Annotated in this window: 15 protein-coding genes; 6 read left to right on the top strand and 9 right to left on the bottom strand. The window is 54.8% G+C overall.

The features are described from left to right. Positions 1-61: 61 nt before the first annotated feature. A complete protein-coding gene (gene cpdB, locus LZ634_RS06600) occupies positions 62-2,005 on the bottom strand; it encodes a 2',3'-cyclic-nucleotide 2'-phosphodiesterase (RefSeq protein WP_234503243.1) in 1,944 nt (647 codons plus the stop codon). Between the two features lie 336 nt (positions 2,006-2,341). On the opposite strand from cpdB, the gene cysQ reads away from it, so the two are divergent. Further along, positions 2,342-3,088: a 3'(2'),5'-bisphosphate nucleotidase CysQ gene (gene cysQ / locus LZ634_RS06595; protein ID WP_234503241.1), complete on the top strand. Its 747-nt coding sequence runs from the start codon at positions 2,342-2,344 to the stop codon at positions 3,086-3,088. Between the two features lie 71 nt (positions 3,089-3,159). Here cysQ and LZ634_RS06590 read toward each other — a convergent pair whose 3' ends face one another. Beyond that, positions 3,160-3,714: a YtfJ family protein gene (locus LZ634_RS06590; RefSeq protein ID WP_234503239.1), complete on the bottom strand. Its 555-nt coding sequence runs from the start codon at positions 3,712-3,714 to the stop codon at positions 3,160-3,162. A gap of 323 nt (positions 3,715-4,037) precedes the next feature. Here LZ634_RS06590 and LZ634_RS06585 point away from each other — a divergent pair, with 323 nt between their 5' ends. Next, positions 4,038-4,244: a DUF1107 domain-containing protein gene (locus LZ634_RS06585; RefSeq protein WP_052282454.1), complete on the top strand. Its 207-nt coding sequence runs from the start codon at positions 4,038-4,040 to the stop codon at positions 4,242-4,244. A gap of 78 nt (positions 4,245-4,322) precedes the next feature. On the opposite strand, the gene LZ634_RS06580 is transcribed toward LZ634_RS06585, so the two are convergent. From LZ634_RS06580 to LZ634_RS06555, 6 genes are all read right to left on the bottom strand, one after another. Further along, on the bottom strand, positions 4,323-5,666 hold the full coding sequence (locus tag LZ634_RS06580; protein WP_234503237.1) for a hemolysin family protein: 1,344 nt from the start codon (positions 5,664-5,666) through the stop codon (positions 4,323-4,325). Between the two features lie 145 nt (positions 5,667-5,811). Continuing rightward, positions 5,812-7,356 (bottom strand): MFS transporter, encoded by a 1,545-nt coding sequence (locus LZ634_RS06575; RefSeq protein WP_234503235.1) that lies wholly within the window; start codon positions 7,354-7,356, stop codon positions 5,812-5,814. A gap of 90 nt (positions 7,357-7,446) precedes the next feature. Then, positions 7,447-8,469: a Gfo/Idh/MocA family protein gene (locus LZ634_RS06570; RefSeq protein WP_234503233.1), complete on the bottom strand. Its 1,023-nt coding sequence runs from the start codon at positions 8,467-8,469 to the stop codon at positions 7,447-7,449. A gap of 12 nt (positions 8,470-8,481) precedes the next feature. Then, positions 8,482-9,549, bottom strand: coding sequence for a Gfo/Idh/MocA family protein (locus LZ634_RS06565; protein WP_234503231.1), 1,068 nt, complete (start codon positions 9,547-9,549; stop codon positions 8,482-8,484). Positions 9,550-9,551: 2 nt separating this feature from the next. After that, positions 9,552-10,730 carry a Gfo/Idh/MocA family protein gene (locus tag LZ634_RS06560; protein WP_234503229.1) on the bottom strand — a complete coding sequence of 393 codons (1,179 nt, stop codon included), beginning with the start codon at positions 10,728-10,730 and terminating at the stop codon, positions 9,552-9,554. Positions 10,731-10,749: 19 nt separating this feature from the next. Then, the gene (locus LZ634_RS06555; RefSeq protein ID WP_234503227.1) at positions 10,750-11,904 is read right to left on the bottom strand and encodes a Gfo/Idh/MocA family protein; all 1,155 of its coding nucleotides are present in this window, start codon (positions 11,902-11,904) and stop codon (positions 10,750-10,752) included. Between the two features lie 189 nt (positions 11,905-12,093). Here LZ634_RS06555 and LZ634_RS06550 point away from each other — a divergent pair, with 189 nt between their 5' ends. Beyond that, on the top strand, positions 12,094-13,152 hold the full coding sequence (locus LZ634_RS06550) for a LacI family DNA-binding transcriptional regulator (protein ID WP_234503225.1): 1,059 nt from the start codon (positions 12,094-12,096) through the stop codon (positions 13,150-13,152). Here LZ634_RS06550 and msrA read toward each other — a convergent pair. Continuing rightward, positions 13,149-13,793 carry a peptide-methionine (S)-S-oxide reductase MsrA gene (msrA, locus tag LZ634_RS06545; protein WP_234503224.1) on the bottom strand — a complete coding sequence of 215 codons (645 nt, stop codon included), beginning with the start codon at positions 13,791-13,793 and terminating at the stop codon, positions 13,149-13,151. The two genes, LZ634_RS06550 and msrA, sit on opposite strands and share 4 nt — an antisense overlap. 269 nt (positions 13,794-14,062) lie before the next feature. Here msrA and tamA point away from each other — a divergent pair, with 269 nt between their 5' ends. The 3 genes from tamA to LZ634_RS06530 are packed head-to-tail and all read left to right on the top strand — an operon-like array spanning position 14,063 to position 19,916. Beyond that, positions 14,063-15,796 (top strand): autotransporter assembly complex protein TamA, encoded by a 1,734-nt coding sequence (tamA, locus tag LZ634_RS06540; RefSeq protein WP_234503223.1) that lies wholly within the window; start codon positions 14,063-14,065, stop codon positions 15,794-15,796. Beyond that, positions 15,793-19,569, top strand: coding sequence for an autotransporter assembly complex protein TamB (gene tamB / locus LZ634_RS06535; protein WP_234503222.1), 3,777 nt, complete (start codon positions 15,793-15,795; stop codon positions 19,567-19,569). The genes tamA and tamB overlap by 4 nt, the downstream gene beginning before the upstream one ends. 2 nt (positions 19,570-19,571) lie before the next feature. Beyond that, positions 19,572-19,916 carry a gamma-glutamylcyclotransferase gene (locus LZ634_RS06530; protein WP_234503221.1) on the top strand — a complete coding sequence of 115 codons (345 nt, stop codon included), beginning with the start codon at positions 19,572-19,574 and terminating at the stop codon, positions 19,914-19,916. Positions 19,917-20,021 lie beyond the last annotated feature (105 nt).

The raw sequence follows: 20,021 nt of genomic DNA, 5'->3' as shown, positions 1-20,021 counted from the left end.
CCGGGTCACAGGACCCGGCCAGTGATAATCCGGAGAAGCGATGCGCTCTCCGGTATGACGATTACTTGCTCAAATCCACCTGATAGATAGCAAAGCCAATATCATCGGTCGCCACCTGTTTCATCGGATACTGCGCTTTCTCTTTGATAAACGCCGCCGCTTTTTCTGACGGTGACGTTTCAAAGCGGATATCCAGCTTGGTGTCGCTGTGGATAGGGGCCAGGCGCCAGTTGTTATCTGCCGCCGGGTGAATTTCACCGGCTTTCTTCGACTCGGCGCTTATCCATGCCGCCAGCACGGAACGGTTCTCGTCCGGTGAGGCAAAGGCGATATGGTTATCCCCGGTGCCCGCAAACTTGCCGCCGTAGGCGCGGTAGTTGTTGGTAGCGACGAGGAAGGTGGCGTTCGGGTCGATAGGTTTGCCGTTGAAGGTCAGATTTTTAATGCGCTCTGATTTCGGGTTAATGCTCTGGCATTCGCCGTCGTAGCGCGCCGGCTGGGTAATATCCACCTGATAGTTTACGCCATCAATAACGTCGAAGTTATAGGTGCGGAAACCGTCCCAGTTAATCAGCGACTGTGGCTTGCTGCTGTGGACATCAATCTGGTTAAACTGCCCGGCGGAGCACTCAAGCCACTCTTTTACCTCTTTGCCGCTGGCTTTAACCACGACCAGCGTGTTCGGGTAGAGATAGAGATCGGCGGCATTACGGAAGGTAAGTTGACCTTTTTCGACTTCGACAAAGCTTGCCGGGTCATTCTTACGGCCACCGACTTTAAACGGTGCGGCGGCGGAAAGCACCGGCAGTTTCGCCAGGTCCGGGTCACCCTGAATATAGTGTTCAACGTAGGCTTTCTGCGCCATGTTAACCACCTGAACCGTCGGGTCGTCCTGCACCAGCGACAGGAAACTGTACATATTGTCGGAGGACTTACCGATAGGCTTGCTGACAAATTCACGCGTCGCGTCGTGATCGGCCTTTAGGGCATCAACCAGTTTGCTGTCTTCCGCCGCCAGCGATTTTTTCGCTGCCGCATCGTAAATCGGCCGCGCCTGAGCCTGGGCGGAGGTGACCTGCCATTTGCCGCTATCGTTGTTGAGCACCAGATCAACAACGCCAAGGTGATCGCCCCACATGCCTGGCATCACCGCAGGAATGCCATTGAGCGTGCCTTTGGCAATATCCGCGCCTTTAATATTGGCAAAATCTTTACCCGGGAAGACCGCATGAGCGTGGCCAAACATAATGGCGTCAACGCCTGGGACCTGGCTTAAGTAGTAAACCGAGTTTTCGGCCATCGCCTGGTAAGGGTCGGCAGAAAGGCCGGAGTGGGCAATCACCACCACCACGTCAGCGCCGTTGGCGCGCATCTCCGGCACATATTTACGTGCCGTTTCGGTGATGTCGTTGACCGTCACCTTGCCGGTCAGATTCGCTTTATCCCACGTCATAATCTGCGGCGGCACAAAACCGATATAGCCGATTTTGAGCTGGTGCTTGCTGCCGTCTTTATCGACCACTTCGGTCTCTTTAATCAGGTACGGGGTAAACAGCGGCTTTTTAGTCTTAACGTCGATGATATTGGCGTTAACGTACGGGAATTTCGCCCCGGCCAGCGCTTTGTGCAGATAGTCCAGCCCGTAGTTGAATTCGTGGTTACCGAGGTTGCCTACCGCGTAATCGAGCAGGTTCATTGCCTTGTAGACCGGATGGATATCGCCCTGTTTCAGACCTTTCGCCGCCATATAGTCACCGAGCGGGCTGCCCTGAATCACGTCGCCGTTATCGACCAGCACGCTGTTTTTCACCTCGTTACGTGCGGCGTTAATCAGACTTGCCGTACGCACCAGGCCAAACTTCTCGGTGGCGGTATCTTTGTAGTAATCAAAATCCATCATATTGCTATGTAGATCGGTGGTTTCCATTACGCGGAGATCCACCGTTGCCGCATTGACGCTGGCGGCAATCAGCGTAGCCAGGAGCGTTGCGCTAAACTTGATCATCAGAGGCATCCTTTTTTAGATCTAAGACACAGATTTAAATGTATTTGTTTTCTGTTACTTACGAAGGTGTGAATCATGCCAGAAAAACATGACGCGAAATCGGTAGCGGTTCACAGTTATCTGGAACAATGATGGGCATATGCCCGTCATACTTAAAGCAGCAGGTGCGTTGGCTGCGTTCGTTCACCCGAATCACTTACCTGAGTAAGCTCATCGGGATTCTCTCGCTTGCCGCCTTCCTGCAACTCGAATTATTTAGGGCATAGCGGAATTAACGACGATGCGATATAAGTAAAACAATAAGTTAACGCCACTGTAATCTTAACGAGGTGGAAAATGTTAGAACAAGTCAGTCAGCTTGCGCGCGACGCGGGCGATGCCATCATGCAGGTGTACGATGGTAAACAGCCGTTAGACGTTGCCAGCAAGAAAGATGATTCCCCGGTCACGGCGGCCGATATTGCGGCCCACCATGTGATTGTTAACGGTCTGAAGGCGATGACGCCAGAAATCCCCATTCTGTCAGAAGAAGACCCTCCGGGCTGGGATGTTCGCCAGCACTGGCAGCGCTACTGGCTGGTGGACCCGCTGGATGGCACCAAGGAATTCATCAAACGTAACGGCGAATTCACCGTCAATATCGCGCTGATTGAAAATGGCAAAGCGGTGCTGGGCGTGGTGTATGCGCCGGTACTGAAGGTGATGTACAGCGCGGCCAACGGCAAAGCGTGGAAGGAAGAGTGCGGCGTGCGTAAACCGATTCAGGTGCGGGACGCTAACCCGCCGAAGGTGGTGGTGAGCCGCTCACACTACGCCAATGATGATGAGCTCAAAGAGTATCTGCAACAAATAGGTGAGCACCTGACGGCGTCTATTGGGTCATCGCTGAAGTTCTGTCTGGTGGCGGAAGGTGAGGCTCAGCTGTACCCGCGTTTTGGGCCGACCAACATCTGGGATACCGCCGCCGGTCATGCGGTGGCTGCCGCCGCTGGCGCACACGTCAACGACTGGCAGGGCAAAACGCTGGATTACACCCCGCGCGAATCGTTCCTTAACCCGGGTTTCCGGGTGACTATTTTCTAACGCGTTCGTAGATAGCAGCAGGTGAACGATCTGCTGCTATCCCGCCACGACATGTCGTATTTATCGAATAATTAACTCAGCAGCTTATGCAGCAGGGCGACCACTTGCTGCACTTCTCCGGCGGTCAGTTCGCCGTCTTTTGACCACTGGATGCGCCCCTCTTTATCCAGCACCACAATGGCCGAGCTGCTTTCATCAAGCTGCCAGGCTTTACGCACCAGACCATCGCTATCGACTACAAACTGCGACCATGGGAAGAGCTTCTTATTGCTCTCAATGCTGCTACGAACAAACATTGATGTGCCCGGTATAGCATCATCGGTGTTGACGATGGTGGTGGTCTGATAACGATCGTGCGGCAGGCCCGCGGACTTAATCGCTTCGACCAGTGCGGCATTTTTCTCTTTGGCGGATGAGCGTCCGGCAATATGTTGCACCACCCGCACTTTTCCAGGCAGCTGCGCGCTATTCCAGTTTTTGTAGCTAAACTTATCATTATCGAGAATCAATTCGCCTCGATCAGCGACACCGACGGGGGCGACGCGTTGTCCATTTGTGAAGTTATGTGCGGTTGCCATTAACGGCATTAACAGGCATGAAACCGCCAGAAGCGTACGTAGAGTCATGGTTTTTCCTTTTTATTAGCAGGTGATCCGACCACTTGGTCGATAGTTTTAATCATAAGTGCGATTTATAGACTTTTCCCGCAAAGACGGTGCCAGTTTGTGGAGGACCGCACACAATCTCGTAAAAATGAAGCCTTATACTGTCTTCATCGTATGGTTGAAAAGAAAGTTCTGAAATATTGTAATAAATTGGTAAATAAGGCCCCCTATGATGGAGGCCCTTAGTTTTTATGGACTATAGTTAACGAGTATTTAACTTTGCGCCCCGGAGCGTTGAAGCCAAATGTGGATCAACTAGGGCGTAGTACTCGCAGGAGATTAAAATGAAAATTTTCCAACGCTACAATCCGTTTCAGGTAGCCAAGTATGTGAAGACCCTGTTTCGTGGACGGTTGTATATCAAGGACGTTGGCGCTTTTGAATTTGATAAAGGGAAAATTCTCATCCCTAAAATTAGAGACAAGCAGCACCTATCTGTGATGTCTGAAGTGAACCGCCAGGTGTTACGTTTGCAGACCGAAATGGCGTAAACGACGCGCGATGCGGCAGAATTTAAAACGGCTCCCAAAGGGAGCCGTTGATGTTTGTAGCGAGGCACAATACCTGGTTTAAGCGTTGCTTTGCTCGCTTTCCATCATGTCAGCCTGTTTGGGTACCAGAACCGTTGGCTTATTGTCGATGCGCGTCACCAGCAGCTGATCGATGCGGTAGTTATCGATATCCACCACCTCAAACTTATAGCCAGAGAACTTCACCGAATCAGTGCGTTTCGGGATCTTACGCAGCATAAACATCATAAAGCCGCCGATGGTTTCGTAGTTGTCCGACTGCGGGAAATCATCGATATCCAGTACGCGCATCACGTCATCAATCGGCGTACCGCCGTCAATCAGCCATGAGTTCTCGTCACGCGCAACAATCTGCTCTTCCAGCCCTTGGCCGACCAGGTCGCCCATCAGGGTCGTCATTACGTCGTTGAGGGTGATAATCCCCACCACCAGCGCATATTCGTTCATGATGACCGCGAAGTCTTCACCGGCCGCTTTGAAGCTTTCCAGCGCTTCAGACAGGGTCAGGGTGTCCGGAACAATCAGCGTATTACGGATCTGCACGCCGCTGTTCAGCGCCATGCTCTGATTCGCCAGCACGCGGTTCAGCAGGTCTTTCGAATCGACGTAGCCAATGATGTGGTCGATATCCTCGTTACACACCAGGAATTTGGAATGCGGGTGCTCGGCGACCTTGTTTTTCAGGCTCTGCTCATCTTCGTGTAGATCGAACCAGATAACATTTTCACGCGGCGTCATAGAGGACGGCACGGTACGGGATTCCAGTTCGAACACGTTTTCAATCAGTTCATGTTCTTGCTTACGCAGCACGCCAGACAGCGCCCCGGCTTCAAACACCGCATAAATATCGTCGGAGGTCAGATCGTCTTTACGCTCCATCGGCAGCTTGAAGATGCGGAAGATGATGTTGGCCATACCGTTGAAGAACCAGACCAGCGGGCGGAAGACGAACAGACAGAAGCGCATCGGGTTGATGATACGCAGAGCCACAACTTCAGGCGCCACCATACCGATGCGTTTCGGAGTTAAATCGGCAAACAGGATAAACAGGCCGGTGACTAGCGAGAAGGAGAGGATGAAGCTCAACTGCTCGGAGAGTTCCGGAGACATATATTGGGAGAACAGAGAGTGGAAAGCGGGGGAGAATGCCGCGTCGCCGACGATACCGCCGAGAATGGCGACGGCGTTAAGACCAATTTGCACCACGGTAAAGAACATACCGGGGCTTTCCTGCATTTTTAGAACACGCTGAGCGTTGATGTTGCCTTCATCGGCAAGGAGTTTCAGTTTAATTTTGCGTGATGCGGCAAGTGAAATCTCAGATATCGAGAAGAACGCACTGACAGCGATCAGGCAAATTATGATGAATATACTGTTTAACATATCTTATCCGGCCCGTCAGGCCAGATCCTCGAAAGGGGAAGTGGATAAATCCGCGTGAAATACATATTGAAAGCCGGCCCGAAGGAGATGGGCCGGCATTTTCAGAAGCTAGTATAGCGTAAGGGACTGTAAAGCTACCAGAGGGTTAACCGTTTGTCGGCAATGGCTTGGTTTTCACACTGCCGTTCGGCGTCGCATCCCACACTTTATCGTAGGGGTAGCCGGTCAGGGCGAGAATGACGTCGCGGGTCTCCTGGTCACAGTCCTGGGCGCTGCCACCGAGCTTACGACGGGCTACTTCCTTAATCAGAATGCTGTGTGTTTTTTGCGTGAGCTTGAAACGGTAGGTAATGTAGAAGCTGATAGCCAGCAGCCCGGCAGTGGCGAATACCATCAGGCCGATGATTGCATGCAGTGCACTTGCGGGCTGCGTGCCGCCGCCTTTCACAAAACCACTCTCTTGCAGCACGACCCCAATCAGCATAATTGCCAGCGCCACGGTGCTTTTACGCGTTAACACCATCACGCCGGCGAAAATGCCCTCGCGGCGCTGACGGGTGACGATTTCATCCACGTCGGGGATAAAGCTATAGATATTCCACGGAATGTAATACAGCCCGGCTTTTGCCAGCCCCAGCAGGACAAATACCGCGGAAAACAGCAGAGCAGGCACCTGTAAATTGCCGATATAGGTAATAAACAGGAAGGCCAGCACCAGCATAATGCTGCCGTAAGAGAGCCTAAGCGCGCCGGAAGGCGTCAGGTTAAACTTATTCATCAACATCATAAAACCAAAGGTGCCGGGGATTGAAACAAAAGCGGCAATACTTAATAACCCGGAAACCATTCCAGCATCATGATGTAAGGCGTACACCACGTAGTAGGTAAATACCGAACCAAATACATCCATGGCGGTAAATGAACAGATATAAATCAGAATATGCTGGCGAAATATTCGTATGCGGAAAGACGAAATAAGATCGATAACCAGATATTTTAAATGATTAAATAGCCCACTGCTTCGTTGATTATCGGGCTGAAACTTATACTCCTCACGCACATCTTTGGCTTCCCAGGTGCAGGCCCAGGTGGTAAATACCGCGACGCAGTAAATAACTGCAAAAACAATCCCGGTTAAGGTGTAAGTGAAGGAATTATCCTGCCCGGTATACTGCATAATAATACCGGGAACGGAAACCGCCAGAAACCCGCCGAGCGCGGAGCACATCATACGCACGCCGGACAGTCGCGTCCGTTCGCTGAAGCGGTTGGTCATCTCGGCGGCCAGCGTCTCCCACGGCACCAGCACCATCGCGGACAGCAGTTCAATAGAGAGATAGGTGCCGAGATAGTACCAGTAGCTCATGTCGGTGACCCAGACCAACGCATAGAGAAACATTAACGGGGAGCTAATCAACAAAAAGAAACGGCGCCGGCCGAACCTACGTCCAAGCCAGGTATGGGCAAAGTTATCAGTGATGTAACCCATCACCGGGCTTAAAATCGCATCGATAATACGGGCAATGGCGAATATTGAACCGGCCTCTAATACGGTTAATCCGCAATAGGTGGTGTAAAAAAATAAAAGCCATGTTCCTATAACGGCAAAAGCGCCGCCGCCAAAAAGATCTGTTACGCCGTAGCCTATAGCAATGCCATAGCCCACACGGCGTTCGGTTGGTTTTACCATGATATTATTATTCCTGTACTGGTAGGGTTTATCAGTGCAGAGTTGCCTCTGCACTTTATATTATTGACAGCAGGAAAAACTGGATGACCATCACTCTGTTATATTCACCCATTTCCTCAATAGTGACGATTGGTAAATAGCATTAACCATCTGCAATGATTTTGCGGCTTCAGCAATGCCGCAGTAATGCCCATCGGCATGATTGTCCAGCGCTCGATAAAATTGTCGTATGGCCTGCTGGTGGCCAATCCCCCAATAGCTTTTGCCGATGCCGTCCGGTGATGCGTCGCTGGCAAGCTTCACGCGTTCATCGCCGCAGATTTGCCATAGTTCGTTGTCTGCAAGACGCAGCATGCCCTGTTCAAACTCCAGCTCCAGCAGCAGCGGGGAGTCGCTGGCGTGACAGTTGCTGGCGTAAAACAGCCCGCGGGCGCCATTGTTAAAACACATGGTCGCCATCGCGCTATCTTCAGTGTCAATCTCATCGGCCAGCAGCGTGCTGTCGACCACCCCTTTCAGGCGGCTGACGCCCTTGCCAAACCACTGCATCAGATCCAGCGTATGAATGGCCTGGTTTATCAGCAGGCTGCCGCCTTCGGTGGCGAAACTACCGCGCCAGGGGCTGGCGGCGTAGTAGTTACCAAAGCGTGACCAGGTCAGCACCGCTTTAATGGCGCGCATGGCGCCAAGCGCATTGCTTTCAATGCAGCGCGTCATCGCAAGGCTGGTGGGGTTAAGACGGTTTTGATAGCAGATACCGACGTGACGTTGAGCGACAGCGGCGGCGGTTTGAATCTCCGCCACCTCCCGCGGGTTCATCACCATGGGCTTCTCGCAGAACACCTCTTTCCCTGCCGCCAGCGCGGCAAGGATCATCGGTTTATGCTGGTGATGCGGCGTGCAGATGTGCACCACGTCAACGGCGCCGTCCAGCAGCATCTCGCGGTAGTCCTGATAAAACTGGCAGCCGTAGTTCGCCGCCAGCCGGCTTCCTTTGTCGCTGTCGATATCAACAATCGCACGTAGCGCCACGTCTGGAACGTGGCTTAGCGCCTCCACGTGACAGGTGTGGATGGCACCCGCGCCGATAATAGCCGCTTGACGTGTTTTCATCTCCGCCTCCCGTTACGCCACGGCGTTCGCCAGCATCTGCGCTTTTACGCACAGCTCGGCCGCTTTAAAGGTGTGTTCCTGGGGCATCGCGTTTTCCGTCCGGTTCAGACAGTCGAGAATCAGCTGGCCGAAGTACGGGAAACCGACCTGACCGGCAACCGGGTAACGGAATTCGCCTTCTTTGTTGACCAGATAGACCACGTCCTGCTCACCGCGGGTAATATCGACGTATTTGCGGATTTCGATATAGCCGTCGGTGCCCAGCAGCGTCAGACGCCCGTCGCCCCAGCTGGAGAGCCCATCCGGTGTGAACCAGTCGCAGCGGAAGTAGCCGGTGGCGCCGTTATCACCGGCCAGCATTGCATCGCCAAAATCTTCAAACTGCGGATACTGCGGGTGATTCACGTTGCGCACCTGGCTTGCCACAATGCGGGCGTCGCTGTTGCCGGTGTAAAACAGGAACTGTTCAATCTGGTGGCTGCCGATATCGCACAGGATGCCGCCGAAGAATTCCTTCTCGTAGAACCAGTCCGGGCGGCCTGTGCCTTCACGATGTGGTCCAACCCCCAGCGTTTGCATGACGCGACCAATCGCCCCTTGCTGTACCAGCTGTCCGGCAAAAACGGCACTTTCAACGTGCAGACGTTCGCTGTAGTAGACCGCGTACTTGCGCCCGGTCTCGGCCACTTTACGTTTGGCGGCTTCCAGCTGCGCCAGGGTGGTCAACGGGGCTTTATCGGTGAAGTAGTCTTTGCCGGCGTCCATCACCTTCAGCCCCAACGCGCAGCGCTCGGACGGAATCGCCGCGCCGGCGACCAGCTGCACAGCGCTATCGTTGAGAATAACGTCGAGGGTAGGGGCGATTTGCACCTGCGGATACTGCTGAACAAATTTATCGACCTTGGCGGGATCGGGGTCGTAGACCCATTTCAGCGTAGCTCCCGCTTCAATCAGGCCGTTACACATCCCGTAGATGTGGCCGTGATCCAGCGCGGCGGCGGCAATAACAAACTCACCCGCAGCGACAACCGGCTGGGGTTTGCCCACCGGGGCGTAGTTCATACCGTCTTTGATACTCATGTTTATGCTCCTTTGTCCAAATCTTTACCTAATGGGATCGCACCCACTTCACTGAAGTTTTCCACCGATGCGCCCTTTTCATAGAAGTGCGGGGCGAGGGAAACCAGGCCGCCGGTTTTATACCAGGGCTCTTGCGGATTGACGGGGAGGGAGACCACCCGTCCGGTGATCGATGACTGATAAATGGCGGTGATAAGCTCCAGCGAGCGTTTGCCCTGCACGCCGTCGATCAGCGGCTCGCCGCGTTGTTCAACCGCATTCAGCAGATCGTTAATTTGCCCGGTGTGGAGGGTGTATTTCAGTTTTGGCGTATTGCGGAACAGGGCGTCCAGCCGCGCCTCGCGCTCGCTGTCGTGCTGTTCCTGCGGGAAACCATTGTCAGCGGAAACGCTGGCCCAGACATCCCACGGCGCAGAGATGCGCGCTTTATCGCCCTGGATGACAATCTTCTGATCTTCACCGTGATGCACCACCGACGCGGTGAGCTGGGTCAGCGCGCCGCTGCTGTAGCGGAAAATAGCGGCGGAAAGATCTTCAACCTCGGCGTTATCGTGGGCGACGTTGGTCATCATGGCGACCACTTCCGTCGGGAAGCCGAGCATCCACTGGATGGCGTCAATGTGGTGTACCGCATGGTTGAGGGTGCAGCCGCCGCCCTCTTTTTCCCAGGTGCCGCGCCACCACAGATCGTAGTAGCAGTGGCCGCGCCACCAGAATGAGTCGACCTGGGCGTGGCAAATTTTGCCGAGCTCACCGGAATCAACAACCTGTTTGAGCCGCCAGAAGGCATCGGTAAAACGGTTCTGGGCAATGATCGACAGGATTTTGCCGCTGGCCCGTTGGGCGGCGATCATCGCATCACACTCTTCCAGCGAGGCGGCCATCGGTTTTTCGCACAGCACGTGCTTGCCGGCGTTCAGCGCGTCGATACTGATTTCGGCGTGCACATATGGCGGTGTGCAAACGTCGACGATATCGACCTCAATTCCGGACTCAAGCATCGCCTGATGGCTGCTAAAGACGGTGGCCTGATTCAGGCCATAGCGTTCTTTCTTTTCCTGCGCCTTTTCCGGATAGATATCGACCAGCGCTACAATCTGGCAGCGGTCGGCAAATTCCTGATATCCCTGAATATGGTTATGAGAAATGTTCCCTGTTCCCACAATCGCAATACGTAACATGATTCTCTCCTGCTGCGGATTACCAGGTGCCGGAGGCATCCAGCGTTTTGCTTTCAACTTGCTTGTCGATGGAGCTGGCGATGCGTTCATCAAGCAGCTTTTTAAACAGCGCTTCGTCGAACGGCAGGTCGACCCAGTCGTCGGTCCAGGTGGATAAATGCATGGCGTTGGAGAGCGTCAGACCGTGAATGCCGTCGCTGCCGGGGGCCAGCAGCGGCGTGCCGTGCAGGACGGCGGCGGCAAAGTTGGCGGTGATCACGTGGTGATCGCTGCACTCGGGGGCGACGGGAATCGTCACTTCCCAGCACTCCGGTTCGCCAAAGCCGTTTTCCCAGCGAGCGTTAAATTCGGTTTCTGATTCACGCAGCCGCCAGAAACGCAGCTTGCCGTCTTCGACGACCACTTTGCCGCGATCGCCGGCGATCTCCAGGCGATTGGTGCCGGGGGCTTCGGCGGTGGTGGTGATAAACACGCCGGTGGCACCGTTAGCATATTCGGCATAGGCCGTGACCTCGTTCTCCACCTCAATCTGGCGGTGTTTGCCGAACTGGCAGAACGCGCGCATGCGTACCGGCATGCCCACCAGCCATTGCCACAGATCGAGTTGATGCGGATCCTGATTGAGCAGCACGCCGCCGCCTTCGCCTTTCCACGTGGCGCGCCAGCCGCCGGAGTTGTAATAGCTCTGCGAGCGATACCAGTTGGTGATAATCCAGTTGGAGCGGCGCAGCTCGCCCAGCTCGCCGCTGTCGATAAGATCTTTCACTTTCTGATACAGCGGGTTAGGACGCTGGTTGAACATCATGCCGAAGACCACATTGCAGCCGCTGGCAAATTCGTTCATCTCGCGTACCTGCGCGGTGTACACGCCGGCTGGTTTTTCGCACAGCGTATGAATGCCGTTGCGCATTGCCAGCATCGACAGGCCCGGGTGGTCGTAGTGCGGCGTGGCGACAATCACCGCATCAATCAGCCCGCTTTTCAGCATTGCTTCAGCGTCACTGAACATCGCCACCTTCTCGCCCACCAGCTGGCGAATGGCCGGGTGTTTGTCGGGATTGTTGTCGCACACTGCCGTCAGGCAGGCCTCTTTTACCGTTCCTGCCAGCAGGTATCGGGCGTGAACGGTCCCGATATTCCCTACGCCGATAATGCCAAAACGCACCTTATCCATGTTGCACCTTACGTGATAGGAATGACTGATACCTGAAAATAGGCATGGCGTTCAGGCTGGACAAACGGAATTTGTGAGAATGCTCGCAGGCAGAAAAGGAATCTGGGCGAGAAACTGAAAATGGGTTTTAAAATCAGCGAACTGCATCTGCAAAAATTTGCAAAATATGATTGCGAGCGAGGTCACACAATGCCAGGTAAGCTAAAAATGGATGAAATTGCCGCCCAAACCGGCTATTCCATCAGCACCGTCTCACGGGTGCTGAGCGGTAAATCCTATACCAGCGACAAGGCGCGAGAGGCTATTGTGAAATGTGCCCGCCAGTTAGGGGTACTGGATGGCTTGGCTAACGGACGACTGCTGATTAACGGCATTGCCGTGTTTGCGCCGGAACGCACGTTCCAGGGGCGAGGCGACAGTTTTTATTTGGAGGTCACTAAAGGGATTGCCGAAGCCAGCGCGCCGCATGATGTCTGGATCAGCCATTGCGCTTTGGAAGAACAGCATGCGGACGTGAAATTATTCCTCGAAAAAGCCAACCAGAAGAGCATTAATGCGGTGGTCATCATTGGCACGGATGACCCAACGATTCTCAAGCTGGCGAGTACGCTGAATAAGCCCTGCGTGCTGATTAACTCTATTGACCGAGAAATGGCGCTGGATTGCGTCTCGCCTGACCACCGGGCGATTGGCTTTACCGCGATGCGCTATCTCTTTGAACAAGGACATCGACGCGTGCTGACGATGACCTGCCTGCGTAGAGAGACTCTCTATGCTAGGCTGGACGGTATTAAAGAGGCTTATCGTTATCACCACGTTCCTTTCAACCCTCAGCATGACCTGCTGGTCACTGAGTGGTTCACGGCGGGAGAGGCGGAGCAGGCGCTGGATACGTGGCTGACGACGCACGATCGTGCCCAGTGGCCTGATGTTATTTTCCCCAACAGCACGAGCATGACCGAAGGTGTGATGAAGGCGTTGCAGCGTCACAGGCTGCGCGTGCCAGAGGATATTTCACTTATCACCACCGATTTTTCGTGGAATCTGGAAAATAGCCTGACCGCGCCGGTGACCGGTATTCGCGTCCCTTGCCGCGATCTCGGTATTGAGGCTGTGCATCTGCTGCAAACGCGGCTTAACCGGCCTCAGTCGCCGGTCTATAACCTTTTATTACAGGGGAAAGTTATGGACTACGGGACGGTGGCGAACGCCACGCGGCATGCGGCGCGCGTGGCATTGGATGGTTAGCCCTGAAGCTGCGGCGGCAGGCACACGCCAATCCCGCCGATGCCGCAATAGCCGTACGGATTTTTGTGCAGGTACTGCTGGTGCTCATCTTCCGCATAATAGAACGGTTTTGCCGCAGCGATTTCGGTCGTAATCGTGCGCTCATCACCGGCTGTTCGCATGGCCTGCTGGAATTGCTGCAGGCTGGCGTTGGCTTCCAGTTCCTGTTCCGGCGTAGTGGGATAAATTGCCGAGCGGTACTGGGTACCATGGTCGTTGCCCTGACGCATCCCCTGTGCCGGATCGTGGTTTTCCCAGAACACCTTCAATAAATCGGCGTAGCTGACCACCGCCGGATCAAACACGACGCGTACCGCTTCCGCGTGCCCGGTCTCGCCGGAACAGACTTCCCGGTAGGTAGGATTTGGCGTAAAGCCGCCGGTATAGCCCGCCGCGGTGCTGTAAACTCCGGGTAGTTGCCAGTAGAGACGTTCAACGCCCCAGAAGCATCCCATAGCAAAAATAGCGACCTCCATGCCTTCAGGAACGTGGGTCATTGAGTGTTCGGTCACAACATTAAGCGTGGCGACCGGCATGGGCGTATTTCTTCCGCTCAATGCATCCGATTGAGATACAAGGTGTTTTTTATCTACTAGACTCATGAGAGGTGCCTCCGGGGAACAGTAATTTCCGTTAAGGTTGTAACCGGGCGTGTCTTTTAACACAATAAACGCGCCGAATACGTCTAAATTTAAACATAAGAATGATTTGGGGCTCTGTCTTTATTTCAACCCGACAAAGAGTGGGTTTTTTAAGCTGACGTTGAATGCCAGGCGCTGAAAGCGCGCAAATAAAGGCAAAACGCAGTCATGGCCGCGGAGCGGACTTTCGTTTCCCATTTGGGGGGAAACAAGGATATTCAGGAGAAAATGTGCGACAAATCCGCCAGTTATGTTTGGTGAGCTTGCTGCTGACCAGCGGTGTTGCCAGTGCAGCGAGCATCCGTCTACAGGTTGAGGGGCTCTCAGGCGAGCTTCGAAAAAACGTTCGAGCGCAGCTTTCTACGATCGATAGCGATGAGGTCACGCCGGACCGCCGCTTTCGTGCGCGCGTAGACGATGCCATCCGCGAAGGATTAAAAGCCCTCGGCTACTACGAACCGACTATCGATTTCGAACTTAAGCCGCCGCCGGCAAAAGGCCGCCAGGTACTGCTGGCAAAAGTCACACCGGGGGAACCGGTGCTGATTGGCGGAACCGATGTGATTCTGCGTGGTGGTGCGCGCGACGACCGCGACTATCTTGATCTGCTGAAAACGCGGCCGAAAATTGGCTCGATACTGAATCACAGCGACTACGACCATTTCAAAAGCTCACTGACCAGCGTATCGCTGCGTAAAGGCTACTTCGACAGCGAATTTAAAAAGAGTCAGCTTGGCGTGGCGCTTGAACGCCGTCAGGCGTTCTGGGATATCGACTACGATAGCGGTCAGCGTTATCGCTTTGGCGATGTCACCTTCGAAGGCTCGCAAATTCGTGATGAGTACCTTCAGCATCTGGTGCCGTTCAAAAAAGGCGACTATTACCAGTCCAGCGACCTCGCTGAGTTGAACCGACGTCTTTCTGCCACCGGCTGGTTTAATTCGGTGGTTGTCGCGCCAGAGTTTGATAAATCCCGCGAAACCAAAGTATTGCCGTTGCACGGCGTGGTGTCGCCGCGCAGTGAAAACACCGTCGAGCTGGGTGGCGGCTACTCCACCGATGTGGGACCGCGGGTTAAAGCCTCGTGGAAAAAACCGTGGGTGAACTCCTACGGCCACAGTCTGACGACCAGCCTCAGCGTCTCGGCACCGGAGCAGCAGCTTGATTTCAGCTACAAAATGCCGCTGCTGAAGAATCCGCTGGAACAGTATTATCTGGTGCAGGGCGGCTTTAAAAGCACCGACCTGAATGACACCAAGGCTGACTCCACCACGCTTGCCGTTTCGCGCTTCTGGGACCTTTCCAGCGGCTGGCAGCGGGCGATTAACCTGCGCTGGAGCCTCGACCACTTTACCCAGGCCGACGTCACCAACACCACCATGCTGTTCTACCCTGGTGTCTCCATCAGCCGCACCCGTTCACGCGGCGGCCTGATGCCGACCTGGGGCGATTCCCAGCGCTATTCGATTGATTACTCCAACACCGCCTGGGGCTCGGACGTCGACTTCTCGGTCTTCCAGGCTCAGAACGTGTGGATCCGCACGCTGTATGACAAACACCGTTTCGTGATGCGCGGCAACCTCGGCTGGATTGAAACCGGTGATTTCGACCGCGTACCGCCGGATCTGCGCTTCTTCGCCGGTGGCGATCGCAGCATTCGTGGCTATAAGTACAAATCCATTGCCCCGGAAGACTCGAAAGGCAAACTTATCGGTGCCTCGAAGCTGGCAACCGGTTCACTCGAATACCAATACAATGTCACCGGGAAATGGTGGGGGGCGATGTTTGTCGATGGCGGTGAAGCGGTCAGCGATATTCGCCAGAGCGACTGGAAAACCGGGGCCGGTGTTGGCGTACGCTGGCAGTCTCCCGTCGGGCCGATTAAGCTCGATTTCGCCGTGCCGGTTGGCGACAAAGATGAACATGGATTGCAGTTTTATATCGGACTGGGGCCTGAACTATGACGTTATGGAAAAAAATAAGCCTCGGGGTTCTGATTTTTGTACTGGTGCTGGTGGGGGCCGTTGGCTTCCTTGTCTGCACCACGACGGGTTTACATCTGCTGTTTAACGCGGCTAACCGTTGGGTTCCGGGGCTGGAAATCGGCCAGGTGACCGGCGGCTGGCGCGACCTGACGTTAAAAAAAGTACGCTATACCCAACCGGGCGTAGCGGTTGATGCGGGTGAATTCCACCTGGCGGTTAACCTGAGCTGCCTGTGGCACAGCAGCGTGTGCGTGAATGATGTGGCGCTGCGCGACATCAACGTGGCAATCGACAGCAGTAAAATGCCGCCTGCCGCGCCGGTGGAAGAAGAAGATACGGGGCCGCTAAATCTGTCGACGCCGTACCCTATCACCCTGAGCCGGGTGGCACTCAATAACATCAATATCAAGATTGATGACACCACGGTGTCGGTGATGGATTTCACCAGTGGCCTGACGTGGCAGGAGAAAAACCTGACCCTGACGCCAACCTCGCTGCAGGGGCTGCTTATCGCGCTGCCGAAAGTGGCCGACGTCGCGCAAAAAGAGGTGGTTGAACCGAAAATTGACAACCCGCAGCCGCAGGAGAAACCGCTTGGCGAAACCATGACCGAGCTGTTCTCCAAACCGGTGCTGCCGGAGATGACCGATGTCCATCTGCCGCTGAACCTCAATATCGAATCCTTTAGCGGCGAACAACTGCGTATTACCGGCGATACCGATCTGACGGTGTACAAAATGTTGCTCAAGGTGAGCAGTATTGACGGCAATATGAAGCTCGACGCGCTGGATATCGACTCCAGCCAGGGCACGGTCAACGCCAGCGGGACGGCGCAGCTTATCAACGACTGGCCGGTAGATATGACCCTTAACAGCACGCTGAATATCGACCCGCTAAAGGGCGAGAAAGTGAAGCTGAAGGTCGGCGGTGCGGTGCGTAAACAGCTGGAAGTGGGGGTAAATCTCTCCGGTCAGGTGGATATGAGCCTGCGGGCGCAGGCGCAGCTGGCAGAAGCCGGCCTGCCGTTTAACGTGGAGATCAACAGCAAGCAGCTGTACTGGCCGTTTACCGGTGAGAAGCAGTTCCAGGCCGATGACCTCAAGCTGAAGCTGGGCGGCAAAATGACCGACTACACCCTGTCATTCGCCACGGCGGTGAAGGGGCAGGGCGTACCGCCGGCGAAAATTACCCTTGATGCCAAAGGCAACGAGCGACAGGTTAGTCTCGATAAGCTGGCGATTGCAGCGCTGGACGGCACCACCGAGTTCAAAGCGCTGCTCGACTGGCAGCAGGCGATAAGCTGGCGCGGCGAGCTGGCACTGCACGGGATCAACACCGGGAAGCTGGCACCAGAATGGCCGTCGAAGCTGGAAGGGCTGATTAAAACCAACGGTAGCCTGTACGGCGGCACCTGGCAGATGAGCGTGCCGGAGATGAAAATCACCGGTAACGTCAAGCAGAACAAAGTGCTGGTTGATGGCTCCGCGAGTGGTAACAGCTACCTGCAATGGACCATCCCTGGCCTGCACGTGGCGCTGGGCAATAACATCGCCGACATTAAAGGTGAGCTGGGGGTTAAAGATCTTAACCTCGATGCCAACATTGATGCGCCGAAGCTCGATAACATGCTGCCGGGCCTTGGCGGCACGGCGAAAGGTCTGGTGAAAATTCGCGGTACCGTGGATGCACCGCAGCTGCTGGCGGATATCACCGCACGTGGTCTGCGCTGGCAGGAACTGTCGATTGGCCAGGTGCGGGTGGATGGCGATGTTAAATCCACCGACCAGATTGCCGGTAATCTTGACGTGCGCGTTGAGCGTATCGTGCAGCCGGACGTCAACATTGGGCTGGTGCATCTGGCGGCGAAGGGCAATGAAAAACAGCACTCCCTGCAATTGCAGGTTCAGGGTGAGCCGGTTTCCGGCCAGCTAGCGCTGTCGGGCAGTTTTGATCGCAAAGAGGAACGCTGGAAAGGGGCGTTGAGCAATACGCGCTTCCAGACGCCGGTTGGGCCGTGGTCGGTTAATCGCGATATTGCGCTGGACTATCGTAACCTTGAACAGAAAATCAGTATCGGGCCGCATTGCTGGATCAACCCGAATGCGGAACTGTGCGTGCCGCAGACCATTGATGCGGGTGCCGCAGGACATGCCATCGTCAATCTTAACCGTTTCGACCTGGCGATGCTCAAGCCGTTTATGCCGGAAGAAACTCAGGCCAGCGGCGTATTTAGCGGTAATGCGGATGTCACCTGGGACACCACCAAAGAGGGTCTTCCACAGGGCAAAGTGACGCTCTCTGGTCGTAACGTGAAGGTGACGCAGATAGTTAACAACGCGCCGTTACCGGTGGCGTTCGATACGCTGAACCTCAACGCCGACCTGCATAACAATCGCGCGGAACTGGGCTGGCTTATCCGCCTGACCAATAACGGCCAGCTTGACGGTCAGGTGCAGGTTAGCGATCCACAAGGGCGGCGTAATCTTGGCGGCAACGTCAATATTCGCAACTTCTCGTTGGCGATGATTAACCCGATCTTCTCTCGTGGGGAAAAAGCCGACGGTAAGCTGAACGCCAATCTTCGCTTGGGCGGCGATGTGCAAAACCCGCTGATGTTTGGTCAACTGCAGCTGAACGGTATCGACGTTGACGGTAACTTTATGCCGTTTGATATGCAGCCAAGCCAGATAACCATGAACTTCAACGGCGCCAGCTCCACGCTGCAAGGGGAGATCCGCACCCAGCAGGGGCAGATTAGCCTCAACGGCGATGCAGACTGGCGGCAGATTGAGAACTGGCGGGCGCGAATTGCGGCTAAAGGCAGCCGGGTGCGTATCACCGTGCCGCCAATGGTTCGTCTCGATGTATCACCGGATGTCGAGTTTAACGCCACGCCAAGCCTGTTCACGCTAGACGGCAGCGTTGATGTACCTTGGGCGCGCATCGTGGTGAAAGAGGTGCCAGAGAGCGCGGTAGGCGTCTCTAGCGATGAAGTGATGCTCAACAACCAGCTGCAGCCGGAAGAGACTAAATCGGCGTCAATTCCGATCAACAGCAACCTGATGATCCACGTGGGCAACAACGTGCGTCTGGATGCTTTTGGCCTGAAAGCGCGTCTGACCGGCGATCTGAAAGTGGCGCAGGATAAACAGGGGCTGGGGCTTAACGGGCAGATCAACATTCCGGAAGGGCGTTTCCACGCCTACGGCCAGGATCTGATCGTCCGTAAGGGCGAGCTGCTGTTCTCCGGCCCACCGGATCAGCCGTTACTCAACATCGAGGCTATTCGTAACCCAGAGTCGACAGAAAATGACGTTATCGCCGGCGTTCGCGTCACCGGTACCGCCGATCAGCCGAAGGCAGAAGTCTTCTCTGACCCGGCGATGTCGCAGCAGGAAGCGCTCTCCTACCTCGTTCGTGGACAGGGTCTGGACAGCGGTCAGAGCGACAGTGCGGCAATGACGTCTATGCTTATTGGGATGGGGGTTGCACAAAGTGGTCAAGTTGTGGGTAAAATCGGCGAGACGTTTGGCGTAAGTAATCTGGCTTTAGACACGCAAGGGGTGGGTGATTCCTCCCAGGTGGTGGTCAGCGGTTACGTATTGCCGGGTCTGCAGGTGAAATATGGCGTTGGGATCTTTGACTCTTTAGCGACGCTCACGTTACGCTATCGCCTGATGCCTAAGCTGTATCTGGAAGCGGTGTCTGGCGTAGACCAGGCGCTCGATTTGCTCTATCAGTTTGAGTTTTAGCAATGCGAATATTTGTGTACGGCAGTTTACGGCGCAAACAAGGCAACAGCCACTGGATGACTAACGCTCAGTGGCTGGGCGATCACAGCGTTTCCGATTATCAACTGTACAGTCTGGGCCACTATCCAGGCGCGGTGCCAGGCGTTGGCACAGTACACGGTGAAGTCTATCGGATCGACGCGTCGACGCTGGCCGAACTGGATGCGCTGCGCACCAAGGCGGGCGAATACGCACGCCATCTTATCCAGACGCCTTACGGTAGTGCCTGGATGTACGTTTATCAGCGCCCGATTGAGGGATTCACGCTGATAGAAAGCGGCAACTGGTTGGACAAAGACCAGTATTGAATATGACAACGCCACCTTCGGGTGGCGTTGTTTTTTTGTGTCTCGTCGATGTTCAGTCGGCGTGAAGCGATGCGGTCCCACAAATAAAAACACCGCCCGAAGGCG

It is taken from the genome of Kluyvera intermedia (assembly GCF_021440345.1).
Taxonomy (GTDB): Bacteria; Pseudomonadota; Gammaproteobacteria; order Enterobacterales; family Enterobacteriaceae; genus Kluyvera; species Kluyvera intermedia_A.
This window is presented reverse-complemented; position numbering and strand designations above follow the sequence as displayed.

Coding starts and splice junctions, on each gene's coding strand:
- cpdB (WP_234503243.1), bottom strand. CDS start 2,005: ATGATCAAGTTTAGCGCAACGCTCCTGGCTACGCTGATTGCCGCCAGC.
- cysQ (WP_234503241.1), top strand. CDS start 2,342: ATGTTAGAACAAGTCAGTCAGCTTGCGCGCGACGCGGGCGATGCCATC.
- LZ634_RS06590 (WP_234503239.1), bottom strand. CDS start 3,714: ATGACTCTACGTACGCTTCTGGCGGTTTCATGCCTGTTAATGCCGTTA.
- LZ634_RS06585 (WP_052282454.1), top strand. CDS start 4,038: ATGAAAATTTTCCAACGCTACAATCCGTTTCAGGTAGCCAAGTATGTG.
- LZ634_RS06580 (WP_234503237.1), bottom strand. CDS start 5,666: ATGTTAAACAGTATATTCATCATAATTTGCCTGATCGCTGTCAGTGCG.
- LZ634_RS06575 (WP_234503235.1), bottom strand. CDS start 7,356: ATGGTAAAACCAACCGAACGCCGTGTGGGCTATGGCATTGCTATAGGC.
- LZ634_RS06570 (WP_234503233.1), bottom strand. CDS start 8,469: ATGAAAACACGTCAAGCGGCTATTATCGGCGCGGGTGCCATCCACACC.
- LZ634_RS06565 (WP_234503231.1), bottom strand. CDS start 9,549: ATGAGTATCAAAGACGGTATGAACTACGCCCCGGTGGGCAAACCCCAG.
- LZ634_RS06560 (WP_234503229.1), bottom strand. CDS start 10,730: ATGTTACGTATTGCGATTGTGGGAACAGGGAACATTTCTCATAACCAT.
- LZ634_RS06555 (WP_234503227.1), bottom strand. CDS start 11,904: ATGGATAAGGTGCGTTTTGGCATTATCGGCGTAGGGAATATCGGGACC.
- LZ634_RS06550 (WP_234503225.1), top strand. CDS start 12,094: ATGCCAGGTAAGCTAAAAATGGATGAAATTGCCGCCCAAACCGGCTAT.
- msrA (WP_234503224.1), bottom strand. CDS start 13,793: ATGAGTCTAGTAGATAAAAAACACCTTGTATCTCAATCGGATGCATTG.
- tamB (WP_234503222.1), top strand. CDS start 15,793: ATGACGTTATGGAAAAAAATAAGCCTCGGGGTTCTGATTTTTGTACTG.
- LZ634_RS06530 (WP_234503221.1), top strand. CDS start 19,572: ATGCGAATATTTGTGTACGGCAGTTTACGGCGCAAACAAGGCAACAGC.